The sequence below is a fragment of the Streptomyces sp. NPDC101181 genome (assembly GCF_044767975.1).
Taxonomy (GTDB): Bacteria; Actinomycetota; Actinomycetes; order Streptomycetales; family Streptomycetaceae; genus Streptomyces.
In genome coordinates this window covers 158,601-172,510 of the sequence record NZ_JBIWOX010000005.1, presented here as the reverse complement: position 1 = coordinate 172,510, position 13,910 = coordinate 158,601, and the positions used below count along the sequence as shown (strand labels likewise).

The following is a 13,910-nucleotide window of genomic DNA, read 5'->3' as shown; positions in this document are numbered from 1 at the left end:
TGATTACACATTATCGGATCTCGCAACCTTGTCCAGCCCTCGGGAGTCGGTTCCCCCAGGTGCGGGTGCTGATTCTCACGTCCGTAAAAGACCGGATCGCCCGTCGTTCGTCCCGCCCGACGGTGTTAGCTGGCAGGTCGGTACGGACTGAGGAGACCGAGCGAGCGGGTCGAGCAGAGAAGCGGGAGCAACACAGCCATGGGTCGAGCGGACGCGCGGCGAGCCCAGGCGCGGGAGGCGCGCCGGGCCGCGAAGAGCGGCGGCATAAGCAGACTCTTCACGTGGAAGAAGCTGCTGGGCGCGTTCCTCGGGATCGTCCTGCTGGCGATGGGCGCCTTCGGCGCGCTCTACCTGTACGTGGACGTTCCGGCCGCCAACGCCATGGCCGAGCGGCAGAGCAACGTCTACAAGTACAGCGACGGCACCGTGCTCGCCCGGACCGGCAAGGGCGTCAACCGCCAGATCGTCGACCTGGACGAGGTGCCCAAGAAAGTTCAGCACGCCTTTGTCGCCGCCGAGAACAAGACCTTCTACAAGGACCAGGGCGTCGACATCAAAGGCACCGCCCGCGGCCTGTTCAACACCCTCAGCGGCAAGGGCAAGCAGGGCGGCTCGACCATCACCCAGCAGTACGTGAAGAACTACTACCTGACGCAGGACGCCACCGTGAGCCGCAAGCTCAAGGAGCTGGTGATCTCGCTCAAGGTCGACCAGAAGCAGTCCAAGGACGAGATCCTCGCCGGGTACATCAACACCGCCTACTACGGGCGCGGCGCCAGCGGCATACAGGCCGCGGCCCAGGCCTACTACGGCGTCGACGCCAAGGACCTGGACGTCGCCCAGGGCGCCTACCTCGCCTCCCTGCTCCAGGCCCCCAGCCAGTACGACTGGAACTCCGCCTCCGCCACGGGCAAGCGGCTGGTCAAGGAGCGCTGGGCCTACACCCTGCGCAACATGGTCGAGATGGAGTGGCTGACCGAGTCGGAGAAGGCGAAGCTGGAGTTCGCCGTCCCGCAGAAGCCCAAGCCCGCCGAGGGCATGGAGGGGCAGCGGGGCTATCTCGTCGAGGCCGCCAACAAGGAGCTGGCGAAGCAGGGCATCTCCGCCGAGGACCGCGAGGCGGGCGGCTGGACGTTCACCCTCTCCATCGACAAGAAGCGGCAGAAGGCGCTGGAGAAGGCGGTCGAGGACCAGCTGGAGTCCAAGCTCGACCGTAAGGGCAGCAAGATCGACGCGGGCGTCCAGGCGGGCGCCACCTCCGTCGACCCCAAGACCGGCGAGGTCGTCGCCATGTACGGCGGCGAGGACTACGTCAAGCACTACATCAACAACGCCACCCGGCAGGACTACCAGCCCGCCTCCACCTTCAAGCCGCTCGTGCTCGCCTCCGCCCTGGAGAACGAGTCCAAGACCCAGAACGGCCGGCTGATCGGGCTCAACACCATCTACGACGGCACCAGCAAGCGGCCCGTCGTCGGCAGCGACACCCCCTTCAATCCGCAGAACGAGGACGACCGCAGCTACGGCCCGATCTCCGTCCAGCGGGCGACGAACAGCTCGGTCAACGCCGTCTTCGCGCAGATGATCGTGGACGTGACGCCCGCCGCCGCCAAGGAGACCGCGCTCGCCCTCGGCGTACCGGACAAGAACTTCCCCGAGCGCCCCGCCGTCTCCCTCGGCACCATGAACGCCTCCACCTGGGACATGGCCGCCGCCTACGCCACCCTCGACAACCACGGCAAGAAGGTCACCCCGCACATCCTCAAGGCCGCCGAACACCGGGACCGCTCGGTGAAGCCCGCGGCCCCCAAGCGGGAACAGGTGATCAGCCGCGCCTCAGCCGACACCGTCACCAAGGCGCTCACCGGGGTCGTCGACGCCGGGTCCGGCAGCGCGGCCGACACCTCCGCCTACGACGCGGCGGGCAAGACCGGCACCTCCGAGGACAACAAGTCCGCCTGGTTCGCCGGGTACACCCCGGAGCTGACCACGGTCGTGGCCCTCTTCGGCGAGGGCGACGGCGGCCGCAAGCAGGTCTCCCTCACCGGTACGGCCAACTCCGGCCGCGCCAACGGCGGCGGCTTCCCGGCCCGGATCTGGGCGGACTACACCCTGGGCGCCCTCGGCGGCGGCTCGGACAAGACGTTCGACCTCCAGGACGTGGAGCGCGGCGAGGTGCCCCCGCCGCCCGCCCCGTCCGACACGCCTTCCGAGAAGCCCACCCCGTCCGAGAAGCCGACCCCGTCCGAGACCCCCTCGAAGACGCCGAGCGAGACGCCCAGCGAGACTCCGACCTCGCCCGCGCCGCCCACCACCAGCAGCCCGCCGCCCACCCCCTCCACGCCGCCCACCAGCCCGGAGTTCCCGCCCCTGCCCGGGGGCGGCGACGGCCAGCCGGGCGAGCGGCCCCAGGCCGGCGGAGCGGCCCCGCGGTGACCCCCCGGAAGGGACGTCGTGAATCTGCCTGACCAGCCTGACCTGTCTGATCTGCCTGACCTGCGGGCCAAGGCCGCCTCGCTCGCGGCCGGCATGGCCGCCGCCGGTCACAGCCCGGACAGCCAGCTGTCCCAGACCCGGCACCGGGCCGCGCTCGTGGCGGGCTGGGACATCGCGCCGGGCTCGGCCGTCCTCGAACTGGGCTGCGGCCAGGGCGACATGACCGCCGTCCTGGCCGAGGCGGCCGGACCCGGCGGGCGGGTGGTCGCCGTCGACGTGGCCGAGCCCTCCTACGGGACGCCGGTGACGCTCGGGGAGTCGGCGGCCCGGCTCGCGGCGGGCCCCCTCGGGCCGCGCATCGACTTCCGCTTCGGCACCGACGTCCTCGACCCGGCGGTGGACTTCCCCGAAGGCGCCTTCGACCACGTGGTGCTCGCGCACTGCTCCTGGTACTTCGCATCGCCCGGACAGCTGCGGGACACCCTCGCCCGGGTGCGGCCGTGGGCGCGGCGGCTGTGGTTCACCGAGTGGGACCTGACGCCCCGGTCCGGCGACCAACTGGCACACCTCCTCGCCGTGCTGATCCAGGGTCAGATCGAGGCGGCGGATCCGCGCGGCCGCGGCAACGTCCGCACGCCCTTCTCCCGTGAGGCGCTGCTGCGGCTCCTGCCCGGGACCGGCTGGAGTGCCGACGGCGGCGGGCCGGCCGACACCGGAGAGCTCCAGGACGGCGACTGGGAGATCGGCGCCTGCCTCGACCTGGCCGGAACACCGGAGTCTCTGGCCCCCCTGCCCGAGGCGATGCGGCAGCTCGTCCTGAGCCAGGTCGACGTTCTGCGGGCCGTCGCCGAGCCGCGCGGCAACCGGGCGCTCCCCGCGTACGTGGTCACCGCGCGCTGACGTACGCTCCACGGCGGCCCACCGGCCGCGGGCCGCGAGCCGTGAAGGGGTGCGGCGGGCCGACGGCGCCCGGCCGTGCCGGGGTGCCCCTACTGCCCCCGGGGCCCCATCTCGAACCAGACGACCTTCCCCGTCGACAGGCGCGTCGCACCCCACCGCCGGGCCAGTCGGTTGACCAGGAACAGGCCGCGGCCGCCCTCGTCGGTGTCCCGGGCCCGGCGCTGCCGGGGCAGCTGCGGGGAGTCGTCGCCGACCTCGCAGCGCAGCACGTCGGTGCGCAGCAGCCGAAGCGTCACCGGCCGCTCCGCGTACCGCACCGCGTTGGTGACGACCTCGCTGATCAGCAGCTCCACCTCGTCGGCCAGCTCACTCATGCCCCACCGGTCCAGCGCCCGCCGGGCCAGTCTGCGGGCCCGGCTCGGGGCCGCGTCCTCCGGCTCCAGGTACCAGTACGCCACGTCGCTCGGCGCGACCCCGACGAAGCGGGCGGCCAGCAGCGCGATGTCGTCGTCCCGGTCGCCCGGACCGAGCATGTCCAGCACGTCCTCGCAGAGCGCCTCCAGCGGCGGGGAGTGGTCGGGGCCGGTCAGCTGGGCGGTCGCCGCCAGGCGCTCCCGCAGCTGCTCGATGCCCGTCCACACGTCCCGCAGCCGTGACTCGACCAGACCGTCGGTGTAGAGCAGGAGCGTGGCGCCGGCGGGCGCGTCCAGCTCGACCGACTCGAAGTCGACGCCGCCCACCCCGATCGGGGCGTTCGCGGGTACCCGCAGCACCTCGGCCCGGCCGCCCAGGTGCAGCAGCACCGGCGGCGGGTGCCCGGCGTTGGCCACGGTGATCCGGTGCGCGACCGGGTCGTACACCGCGTACAGGCAGGTCGCCATGCGGTCGCTGCCGAGCCGCTGCGCCTGCTCGTCCAGGTGGTGCAGCACCTCCTGCGGCGGCAGGTCCAGCTGCGCCAGGGTCTGCGCCGTCGTGCGGAGCTGGCCCATGATCGCCGCCGAGGTCATGGAGTGGCCCATGACGTCGCCGACGACCAGCGCGACCCGGCTGCCCGGCAGTGGGATCGCGTCGTACCAGTCGCCGCCCACCCGGGCCGTCTCGGCCGCCGGGAGGTAGCGCGAGGCGAGCCGGACACCGGTGGGCTGGGGGAGCGAGTCGGGCAGCATCGTGCGCTGCAACTCGTCGGCGATGTAGGCCTCGCGCCCGTACAGCACGGCCTTGTCGATGCCGAGCGCGGTGTGCGTCGCCAGCTGCGCCGCGACCAGCAGGTCACTGGCCTCGAACGCGGACCGCTCGGTGCCGCGCACGAAGACCGCCGCCCCGATCACCCGCCGCCTGCCGCGCAGCGGGGCGAGGATCGCCCGGTGTCCGGTGGGGACGGTCCGGCCGGGGCCCAGCAGCTCGGGCAGGGCGGCGCGGGCCGCCGCGGAGTCGCCGAAGACCGGGCGCACCCCGCGCAGCACTTCCGCCAGCGCACCGCCCGCCCGGACCTCGCACAGCTCGGCCGCGGGCATCAGGTCGGCCTGCGGGTCGACGACGTTGCGCCGCAGCCGCTCGGTCTCCGAACCCGCCTCGCCCTCCTCGCTGCTCAGGCGCAGCCGGTCGCTGCGGCGCAGCCGCAGGATGAACGGGCTCACCGGGCGCTCGTCGCCGACGGGCAGCGGATCGCGCAGATAGACCAGGATCAGGTCGCAGAACGTCGGCACACTGGCCCGGCACAGGCCCAGGACGATCTCGTCCAGGTCCATGCCCCGGGCGATCCGCCGGGTGGCGGCGCCGATGAAGCGCAGCCGGTCGCCCTCGCGGCGGGTGGCCGCCTGCGCGTCGGCGACGGCGGCCGCTCCGGGACCGGAGGAGGGCGCGGCGGCCGGGCCCGGGATCCCGGCCGCGGCGGCGGCCGCGGCGGCGTCCTGCTGGCGGGGCCGGGTGCGCTCCTGCTGCCGGGCCGCGAGCGGCTGGCGGCCTTCGTGGGAGGTGGGATGCTCCGTCACGCGTGGGGTTCCGTCCGTCCGGGCCGGTTGTGTGAGGCAGGCGCCTCGTGGGGCGTCACTGTGCCCCGGTGAGCGCGGTGAGAACAACGGCTGTCACCGGATGCCCCCGCACGGGGGGCCGAAACCGTGTGCCCCGGAGATGGCCGGACAGCGATCCCTCCGGCGACGGCGCGGCGGACGGCGTGCATGTCTCCACCCCCTCGTGGTGGCCCTGCGGCCGCTCGGAAGGTCCGGGTCCGTGGCCCGTCCCCTCCGCACGGCCGGTGTGCTGACTTGTGGTCAGTTCCGGTGTGTCGTCCGCCGGTCGCGGCGTGCGGCCCGCCCGCGGTCCCGGTCCTGCCGTCCGGGCCGCCCGAGGGCCGCTTCCAGGGTCTCACGACGGCATAGCGGCGGGGGTGCGGTCCCAGTCATCCGGCAGCGGCGGCACCCGCCACCCCGGATCGGGCCGCCAGTGCTCCCAGCCGTCGCGGAACGGCGGGCCCCAGGCGGTGATCACCTCGACCGCCGCGCGGCCCGCCTCCCGGACCCGGGCCGCGGTCTCCCGGTCCATCAGGCCGACCCGCTGCGCCTGGGCGAACTCGTCCTCGTCGAGCCATTTCCAGCTGCGGTCGGGGTGCACGGAGATGTCGAGAAAGTGATCCTCGGAATCCACCCCTCCGGACCACCGGACGCGCGGCTCCTCCAGGTTCACGTACCAGTTGCGGAAGATCCACCCCCGGTCCCAGAACAGCCACACCGACCACGGGTCGCCGGGCCGGGCCAGCTTCAGCACCCCGGAGCCGAACCAGGTCGAGCGGGCCGTGGTGCGCGGCGCGGTGTAGCGGGTGGCCAGCGGCTCGGCGTGCACCTGCCCGCCGTCGGCCAGCACCGGCCGTACGCACTCGGTGCCGGGCGCCATCCAGACGGCGAGCAGGTCGTCGGTGTCCTGGACGACCGTCACCGGGCGGCAGATGTGGACGGGCGGGGCGTCGGATGCCCGGTGGGCCCGGCCGTTGTCGCGGTAGCGCCAGAGGATCTGGTCCCCCGGCGCCCAGCGTGCGCACTCTCCCGTACCTGTCATGAAGGGATCTTACGGAGCGCTCCCACCGGCCCGCTGCGACTCAGGTCACCCGGTGGGTCACGGACGGGTCATCCGCAGCACGTCCAGCGCCTCGTCGAGCTGTTCCAGCGTCAGGTCGCCCCGCTCCACATAGCCCGCGGCCAGGACGGTCTCGCGGATCGTGGTGCCGTCCTTCAGGGACCTCTTGGCGACCTTCGCGGCCTCCTCGTAGCCGATGTACCGGTTCAGCGGGGTCACCACGGACGGCGAGGACTCGGCGTAGGCGCGGGCCCGCTCCGCGTCGGCGGTGATGCCGTCGACCGTGCGGTCCGCGAGCAGCCGGGCGGCGTTGGCGAGCAGCCGTACGGACTCCAGCAGGTTCTTCGCGATGACCGGGAGCATCACGTTCAGCTCGAAGTTGCCCGCCGCGCCCGCCGTGGCGACCGTGGTGTCGTTGCCGGTGACCTGGGCGGCGACCATCAGGACCGCCTCCGGGATCACCGGGTTGACCTTGCCCGGCATGATCGAGGAGCCGGGCTGGAGGTCGGGCAGGGCGATCTCGGCGAGACCGGTGCGCGGCCCCGAGGCCATCCAGCGCAGGTCGTTGCAGATCTTCGTCAGCGAGACGGCGACGGTCCGCAGCTGCCCGGAGGTCTCCACCAGCCCGTCCCGCGCGCCCTGCGCCTCGAAGTGGTCGCGGGCCTCGGTCAGCGGCAGCCCGGTGGCACGGGCGACCTGCGCGATCACGGCCGCCGGGAAGCCCGGCGGGGTGTTGATGCCGGTGCCCACCGCCGTACCGCCCAGGGGCAGTTCGGCGAGCCGGGGCAGTGAGGCGCGCAGCCGCTCCACGCCGTAGCGGACCTGCGCGGCGTAGCCGCCGAACTCCTGGCCGAGGGTGACCGGGGTGGCGTCCATCAGATGGGTACGGCCCGCCTTGACGACCTCCGCGAATTCGGCCGATTTCCGCCCCAGGGAGTCCGCCAGGTGGTCCAGGGCCGGGATCAGGTCGGCGGTCACGGCGGCGGTCGCCGCGATGTGGATGGACGAGGGGAAGACGTCGTTGGAGGACTGCGAGGCGTTGACGTGGTCGTTGGGGTGCACCGGGCGGCCCAGCCGCTCGGAGGCGAGGGTGGCGATCACCTCGTTGGTGTTCATGTTCGAGGAGGTGCCCGAGCCCGTCTGGAAGACGTCGACCGGGAAGTGCTCGTCCCAGCGGCCCGCCGCGACCTCCTCCGCCGCCTCCTGGATCGCGGCCGCGACCTCCGGGTCCAGCACCTTCAGCTCGGCGTTGACCCGGGCGGCCGCGCCCTTGATCCGGGCCAGCGCCTCGATGTGCGCGCGCTCCAGGCGCTGCCCGGAGACGGGGAAGTTCTCCACCGCCCGCTGGGTCTGCGCACGCCACTTGGCGTGCGCGGGGACCTTCACCTCGCCCATCGAGTCGTGTTCGGTGCGGAACTCCTCGGCGCCTGACGTGTCAGCCATGTGTTCAAACCTCCTGAAAAAGATGAGCACTTCTCTTGTTCGGCGTATTCCCAAACCGCCTACCAACCAGTAAATACCGGTGGTAACCACTCACCGGGAGGCGCAATGACGCGCACCAGCACCAGACGTCCGGGGCCCGGGGGCCCTCGCCTGCTCCGCCGCACGCTCGCCGCCGCGCTCGCCCTCGCCGCGGCCGTCGGCGGCCTGGCGGCCGCCGGACCCGCGGGCGCGGCACAACCGGCCACCTCCTCCATCGCCTCCACCCCTCTCCCGCCCGCGCTGGAAGCCGTCCGGGCCGCCGAGGCCACCCGGCTGTACGGCAGCCCCGCCGAGCGGCCGCTCGCCGAACGCAGGACCGGCCTGATCTCGCTCGGCGACAGCGAGATCTCCGGCGAGGGCGTCGGCACCTACGAGCCCGGTACCGACGGGCCGGACAACTGGTGCCACCGCTCGCCGGACGCCGCCATCCACCGCACGGGCATCCCGGCGGACGTCACGTACAACGTCTCCTGCTCCGGCGCCCATACCGGGAACATCAGAATCGGCGGAAACAAGCAGTACGCCGACGAACTGGTTCAGAGCGACAGCCTCGCCATCAAGGCCCGCAACACCCGGATCACCATGATCGTGCTGGTCGCCGGGGCCAACGACGACCTCCAATTCGGCCCGGTCATGACCGACTGCGTCGTGCGCTACCTCACCCTCCAGGGCCCCTGCGAACCCACGTACGCCGGGGGCTGGCAGGCCCGCGTCGACGCCCTGGTCCCGAAGGTCGAGGCGACCGTCCGCGATCTGCGGACGGTGATGACCGGCGCCGGATACGCCGACGAGGACTACCGGCTCGTCCTGATGGGCTACCCGAGCCCGATCGGCCCCGACTTCCGTGACAACCCGAGGTTCCCCGGCAAGCTGATCTGCGGCGGACTCGGCTACGACTCCGACACCGCCTGGGGCCGCAACACCGCCGTACCCGCCTTCCAGGCGGGGATGCGCAGGGCCGCCGCGGCCACCGGGGCCGCCTACCTCGACAACTCCCGGCTCTTCCACGGCCACGAGGTGTGCGGCGAGGCCCCCTGGGCGCGCGGCCTCTTCATCGACCTGGGCAAGCCCGGACTGCCCGACGAGAACTCCGTACGGCAGTCCTTCCACCCCAACGCGGCGGGGCACGGGGCCTTCGCCTCCTGCCTGACCCAGATGTACGACTCCGGGCTGCGCGAGGCGAGCTGCGCCGACCCCGCGAGCACCGGGAGCCCGGTGCTCCAGCAGGGGGCCTGGGACGACCTGTTCACCCCGGTGAGGAACGAGGCGACCGGCAGCTGCCTCGACGTGCCGGGCTCGGTGACCCGTAACGGCACCGCGATCGGCGGCTGGGACTGCCACGGCGGGCGCAACCAGAACTGGTGGTACGACAGCGCTACCAGGACCCTGCGCACCGCCCTCAGCCACGACCGGTGCCTGGACGTGCCCGGCGCCCGCTACACCCCCGGTGCCACGCTCGTCGTGTGGAACTGCGCGGGCGAGGCCAACCAGCGCTTCGTCCGGCAGTCGGGCACCCTCCGCCCGGCCGCCGCGACCGGGCTGTGCCTGACGCTGGCGGGACCCAGGGACCCGCTCCGGCTCCGGACGTGCGACGGCAGCGCCCAGCAGCGTTTCGCGTAGGCCCGGTCGTCGCACGCCAGGCGGCTGGGTGATCACGGTCCCTGGTACGGGCCCCGGAGGGCGGGGGGGTCGCGGCGGTGCGGCCGCCCCCTCCTCACGCGCCGTCGGCCAGCGCCTCGGACAGGCCCCCCAGTGTCGGGGTCAGATACAGCTGGCGCAGCGGCACCTCGGGCAGCCCGCGCTCCCGGGCCAGGGTGCCGATGCGGATCGCGTACAGCGAATTGCCGCCCAGGTCCCAGAAGTTGTCGTCCCGCCCGACGCTCTCCACGCCCAGCACCTCCTGCCAGACGGCGGCGAGCGCGGCCGCCGGACCGGTCGCCCCCGGCCCCCCGGACGCCCCGCGCGGTGCCGCGGCCTGGGGCCGGTGCACCCCCGGCGCGGGCAGCCGGGCCGGGTCCAGCTTGCCGTTCGCGGTGAGCGGGAGGGACGGCAGGAGGGTCACCGTCGCGGGCACCATGTGCGCGGGCAGCAGCCGCGCCGCCCGCTCCCGTACGGGAGCGGGGTCCTCGCCCGCGCCCGGTGCCGGGACGACGTACGCGTCGATCCGCACCGCCGCCGCGTCCCCGTCCTCGCCGCCGGTCACGGTGACCGCCGCCGCCGACACCGCCGGGTCCTCCAGCAGGACGTGCCGGATCTCCCCGGGCTCGATCCGGAAGCCCCGTACCTTCACCTGGTCATCGATCCGGCCCAGGTGCTCCAGGCTCCCGTCGGGCAGCAGCCGTCCCAGGTCGCCGCTGCGGTAGATGCGGGCCCCCGCCGGGCCCAGGGGGTCGGGGACGAAACGTTCGGCGGTCAGCGCCGGGCGGCGCAGATAGCCCAGCGCCACCCCGGCCCCGCCCACGTGGATCTCCCCGGGAGCGCCCGGCGGCACGGGCCGGCCGCCCTCGTCGAGCACCCGCACCGACCAGCCGGGCAGCGGCCGCCCCACCGACCGGGAGCCGCCGAGGGCCTGACGTCTGGTCACGGTGGTGGCGGTGACGTGGACGGTCGTCTCGGTGATCCCGTACATGTTGACCAGGCGGCAGCGGTCCTCCGGATACCGGTCGAACCACTCCAGCAGCGGACGGGCGTCCAGCGGCTCACCGCCGAACACCACCAGCCTCAGCTCCAGTTGTGCGTCCGCACCCCGGTCGGCCGCCGCGAGCTGGGTGAACGCCGAGGGGGTCTGGCTCAGCACGCTGACCCGCTCCCGGACCAGCAGGGCGTGGAATTCCCGCGGGGAGCGGCTGGTCCAGTGGTCCACGACCACCAGTCGCCCGCCCGTCAGCAGCGCTCCCCAGATCTCCCACACCGAGAAGTCGAACGCCGCCGAGTGGAAGCAGGTCCAGGTGTCGTCGGGGCGGAGCCCGAAGTCCTCGCGTACGGCGTCCACCAGGGCGGTGACATTGGCGTGCGGGACGAGGACCCCCTTGGGGCGGCCGGTCGAGCCCGAGGTGTGGATCACGTAGGCGGGGGCCCCGGCCGCCGGCCGCTCCCCGGGGGCGGGCCTGGGCGGGTGACCGGTGAGACCGGCCGGGTCCTCGACGGTGAGCCGCAGCCCGGCGTCCTTCGCGGTCCGCTCGCGCCGGTCCGCCGGATGCTCCGGATCGAGCGGTACGTACACCGCGTCCGCCTTCAGCACGGCGAGCATCACCGCCACCAGGTCCGTGGAGCGGGGCAGGCAGAGCCCGACGAGGTCACCGGGGCGGACGCCGTGCGCGTACAGCCCGTCCGCCAACACCTCCGAGCGCGCGTCGAGTTCGGCGTACGAGAGGGTGACGGGTCCGCTGGTGAGCGCGGGGGCGCCGGGGCGGGCGGCGGCGTGCTCGGCGAAGACGGCGTCGATCCGGCGGGCGACGGGAGGCCCGGCGTGTACCGGTGCGCCGAGGACGCGTCGGGCGTCGCCCTCCGCCGGGCCGAGCGGATCGAGCGCCGCCAAGGGGGCGTCGGGAGACAGGTCCGCCAACTGCCGCCGTACCCGGTCGATCTGGTGCGCCGGAAAAGGCGGCGGGTCCGGCAGGGCGATGCCCTCGCCGGTCAAGACCAGCTCCAGCGGTGGCGGCCCGTCGTCCTCGGCCGGCCCGGCGGGCGCGGTGGCGAGCAGGTCCCCGACCGTACGGCCGGGGGAGAGGTCCGCCGTCAGCACCGCGTACCCGTCGAACGCGCCCAGCGCGTACGGCGGCCGCTCCCGCGCCGGTACGGGAACGGCGACCCGCACCGAGGCGGCGCCCGTGTACCGCCCGGCCGTCACCGCGAGGGCCCCGGCCAGGAGCCGGGCCGCCTCGTCCAGGCGCAGGTCCGGGGCGGCGGGCCCGTCGGCCGGGACGGCCGCCTCCGGGGCCGTCTCGCCCCGCAGCACCCGGGCGACGGTGTCCAGGGACCGGGCGTCCAGGGCGGCCGGGTCGGCGGTGAGGACGAGATCGGCGACGGGCCCCGCACCGCCCCGCCCGTCCGCGTAGCGCAGCAGCACCCCGCGCAGCCGGAGCCCCGGGGCGAGGGGGCGGCGCGCCTCGGCCGCACGGCGGCGGTCGGCCGGATCCGAGGCGGCCGGGGCGGGCACGGTCTCCGTCCACAGCCGGGGGCGGCGGCGGTCGCCGGGCCACCACAGGGCGGCGGCGGCCGTGAGAGCGGCGGCCAGCGCGTCGTCCGGGGTCGTGGACGGCAGGCGGACCGTCAGGGTGGTGGGGACCTGCGGCACGGGCTCAACTCCTCGGTGCGGAGGGGGAACAGGGGCAAGGCCCGGGGGCCTGGGGAGAGACCGGGGCCGGGCGCGGAGCCGCCCCGGCGTCAGCGGGCGGAGAAGCCGCCGTCCACGGCCACCACGCTGCCGGTCACCTGCCGGGACTCGTCCGAGGCCAGCCAGAGCGCCGCGTCCGCCACGTCCCCCGGCTCCACCAGGGCGTTCATCGGCTGGTCCCGGACGAAGGTCTCCTCGTGCTCGGCCACCGGCACCTCCAGCGAGCGGGCGATCTCCGCCAGCATCCGCCCCTCCATCGCCGCGTCGTCCCGCACCGAGCCCGGACACACCGCGTTGACCCGGACCTTGCGCGGCGCGTAGTCCAGGGCCACCGCCTTCGTCAGGCCGACCAGGCCGTGCTTGGCCGCGACGTACCCCGCGAAGTGCCGGTAGCCCACCAGCCCCGCCGTCGAGGCGATGTTGACGATCGAACCGGACCCCTGAGCCACCATCCGGCCGCCCACCGCGCGGATCGCCCGCCACGCGCCGCTCAGGTCCACATCGATCATCAGCTGCCACTCGGCCTCGCCGATCTCGTGCGCGGGACGGCCCGAAGGCGCCGCGATCCCCGCGTTGTTGACCAGCACGTCGATCCGGCCGAACCGTTCCTCCGCGTCGTCCGCCGCCGCCTCCAGTGCCACCAGGTCCCGGACGTCGGCCCGCCGGGTCAGCACGGCGGCCCCGGCCTCCCGGCAGAGCTCCGCGGTGTGCGCGAGCTGCGAGGCCGAGCCGAGCGGATACGGCACCCCGGGCAGCTCGCCCGGCACGTCCAGCAGCACCAGGTCGGCGCCCTCGCGGGCGAACCGCACCGCGCAGGCCCGGCCGAGACCGCGCGCCGCCCCGGTGATCAGCGCCGTCCGCCCGGCGAGCCGGACACCGCCCGGCGCGGCACCGGAGCCGGACGGCCGCCGCCCGTCGTCCCCGCCGCCGCTCACCGGCCGCGCACCGCACGCAGCTCGGCGGCCACCAGATCGAGCAGCGCGCCCGGCTGCTCGGTGAGATACATGTGCCCCCCGTCCAGCTCCGCCACGGTCAGCTCGCTGGTGGTCGCCCGGCCCCACTCGGCCGCCTGCGCCGCCCCCACCAGCGTGTCCTCCCGGCCCCGGACCGAGACCACCGGCACGCCCAACGGCCGTGCCGAGGACGGGACGTAGGACTCGTGCAGCTGGACGTCCGCCCGGAGCGTCGGCAGCAGCAGCTCCCGCATCTCCGGGACCGCGAGCGCCGGGTGGTCGTACCCGGCGAACGCCCGTACCCGCATCGCGAACTCCTCGTCCGGCAGCCCGCCCGCCCGGTCCGTGCGCGGCGTCCAGGGGCCGGGTGAGCCGCTCACCACGAGGGCGTCGAGCCGGGGGCCGCCGGGCGATCCCGCGATCCGGTGCGCCAGCTCGTACGCGAGGACCGCCCCCATGCTGTGGCCGAACAGCACCACCGGGCCGCCCGCCCCGCCCAGCTCCTCGGCCACCTGCGCGTACGCGTCCTCGACGGCCGGGGCCACCGAGGTGTACGCGGGCTCCGGGAAGCGCTTCTCCCGGCCCGGCAGGGAGAGAGGGAGAATCCGCAGACCCGCCGGGGCCACCGGCTGCCAGGGCGTGAAGAAGGAGGGACCCGCCCCGGCGAAGGGCAGGCAGATGAGGACGGTCTCGTCGTCGGCCACGGTCGTTCCTGTTCTCTTTCTCTCGGTCGA

The 13,910-nt window shown here is 74.3% G+C and carries 9 protein-coding genes; 3 read left to right on the top strand and 6 right to left on the bottom strand.

Annotation, left to right across the window (positions count from 1 at the left end; translation table 11 throughout):
• Window positions 1-198: 198 nt before the first annotated feature.
• Together ACIRRU_RS10520 and ACIRRU_RS10515 are read left to right on the top strand one after the other, a co-directional pair.
• Window positions 199-2,436 (top strand): transglycosylase domain-containing protein, encoded by a 2,238-nt coding sequence (locus tag ACIRRU_RS10520; protein WP_403678547.1) that lies wholly within the window; start codon window positions 199-201, stop codon window positions 2,434-2,436.
• Between the two features lie 93 nt (window positions 2,437-2,529).
• Window positions 2,530-3,336, top strand: coding sequence for a class I SAM-dependent methyltransferase (locus ACIRRU_RS10515; RefSeq protein ID WP_403678743.1), 807 nt, complete (start codon window positions 2,530-2,532; stop codon window positions 3,334-3,336).
• Between the two features lie 89 nt (window positions 3,337-3,425).
• Here the strand turns inward: ACIRRU_RS10515 and ACIRRU_RS10510 are convergent, their stop codons facing one another.
• The 3 genes from ACIRRU_RS10510 to ACIRRU_RS10500 form a co-directional block, all read right to left on the bottom strand.
• Window positions 3,426-5,327: a SpoIIE family protein phosphatase gene (locus ACIRRU_RS10510; protein ID WP_403678545.1), complete on the bottom strand. Its 1,902-nt coding sequence runs from the start codon at window positions 5,325-5,327 to the stop codon at window positions 3,426-3,428.
• Between the two features lie 373 nt (window positions 5,328-5,700).
• Window positions 5,701-6,387 carry a DUF402 domain-containing protein gene (locus tag ACIRRU_RS10505; protein WP_363202832.1) on the bottom strand — a complete coding sequence of 229 codons (687 nt, stop codon included), beginning with the start codon at window positions 6,385-6,387 and terminating at the stop codon, window positions 5,701-5,703.
• A gap of 57 nt (window positions 6,388-6,444) precedes the next feature.
• On the bottom strand, window positions 6,445-7,848 hold the full coding sequence (locus tag ACIRRU_RS10500; protein ID WP_403678543.1) for a class II fumarate hydratase: 1,404 nt from the start codon (window positions 7,846-7,848) through the stop codon (window positions 6,445-6,447).
• A gap of 105 nt (window positions 7,849-7,953) precedes the next feature.
• Between ACIRRU_RS10500 and ACIRRU_RS10495 the strand changes: the two genes are divergently transcribed.
• The gene (locus ACIRRU_RS10495; RefSeq protein ID WP_403678541.1) at window positions 7,954-9,507 is read left to right on the top strand and encodes a ricin-type beta-trefoil lectin domain protein; all 1,554 of its coding nucleotides are present in this window, start codon (window positions 7,954-7,956) and stop codon (window positions 9,505-9,507) included.
• A gap of 94 nt (window positions 9,508-9,601) precedes the next feature.
• Here the strand turns inward: ACIRRU_RS10495 and ACIRRU_RS10490 are convergent, their stop codons facing one another.
• The 3 genes from ACIRRU_RS10490 to ACIRRU_RS10480 all read right to left on the bottom strand — a co-directional run bounded on the left by ACIRRU_RS10490 (window position 9,602) and on the right by ACIRRU_RS10480 (window position 13,880).
• Window positions 9,602-12,184 (bottom strand): amino acid adenylation domain-containing protein, encoded by a 2,583-nt coding sequence (locus ACIRRU_RS10490; protein WP_403678540.1) that lies wholly within the window; start codon window positions 12,182-12,184, stop codon window positions 9,602-9,604.
• 89 nt (window positions 12,185-12,273) lie between these two features.
• Complete coding sequence (locus ACIRRU_RS10485) at window positions 12,274-13,158, bottom strand: SDR family oxidoreductase (protein ID WP_403678538.1); 885 nt, start codon at window positions 13,156-13,158, stop codon at window positions 12,274-12,276.
• Entirely contained in the window at window positions 13,155-13,880 is a 726-nt protein-coding gene (locus ACIRRU_RS10480; RefSeq protein WP_403678536.1) for a thioesterase II family protein, read from the bottom strand. The genes ACIRRU_RS10485 and ACIRRU_RS10480 overlap by 4 nt, the downstream gene beginning before the upstream one ends.
• Window positions 13,881-13,910 lie beyond the last annotated feature (30 nt).

Excerpts from the sequence above, each read along its gene's own strand:
- ACIRRU_RS10520 (WP_403678547.1), top strand. The coding sequence starts at position 199 with ATGGGTCGAGCGGACGCGCGGCGAGCCCAGGCGCGGGAGGCGCGCCGG.
- ACIRRU_RS10515 (WP_403678743.1), top strand. The coding sequence starts at position 2,530 with ATGGCCGCCGCCGGTCACAGCCCGGACAGCCAGCTGTCCCAGACCCGG.
- ACIRRU_RS10505 (WP_363202832.1), bottom strand. The coding sequence starts at position 6,387 with ATGACAGGTACGGGAGAGTGCGCACGCTGGGCGCCGGGGGACCAGATC.
- ACIRRU_RS10500 (WP_403678543.1), bottom strand. The coding sequence starts at position 7,848 with ATGGCTGACACGTCAGGCGCCGAGGAGTTCCGCACCGAACACGACTCG.
- ACIRRU_RS10495 (WP_403678541.1), top strand. The coding sequence starts at position 7,954 with ATGACGCGCACCAGCACCAGACGTCCGGGGCCCGGGGGCCCTCGCCTG.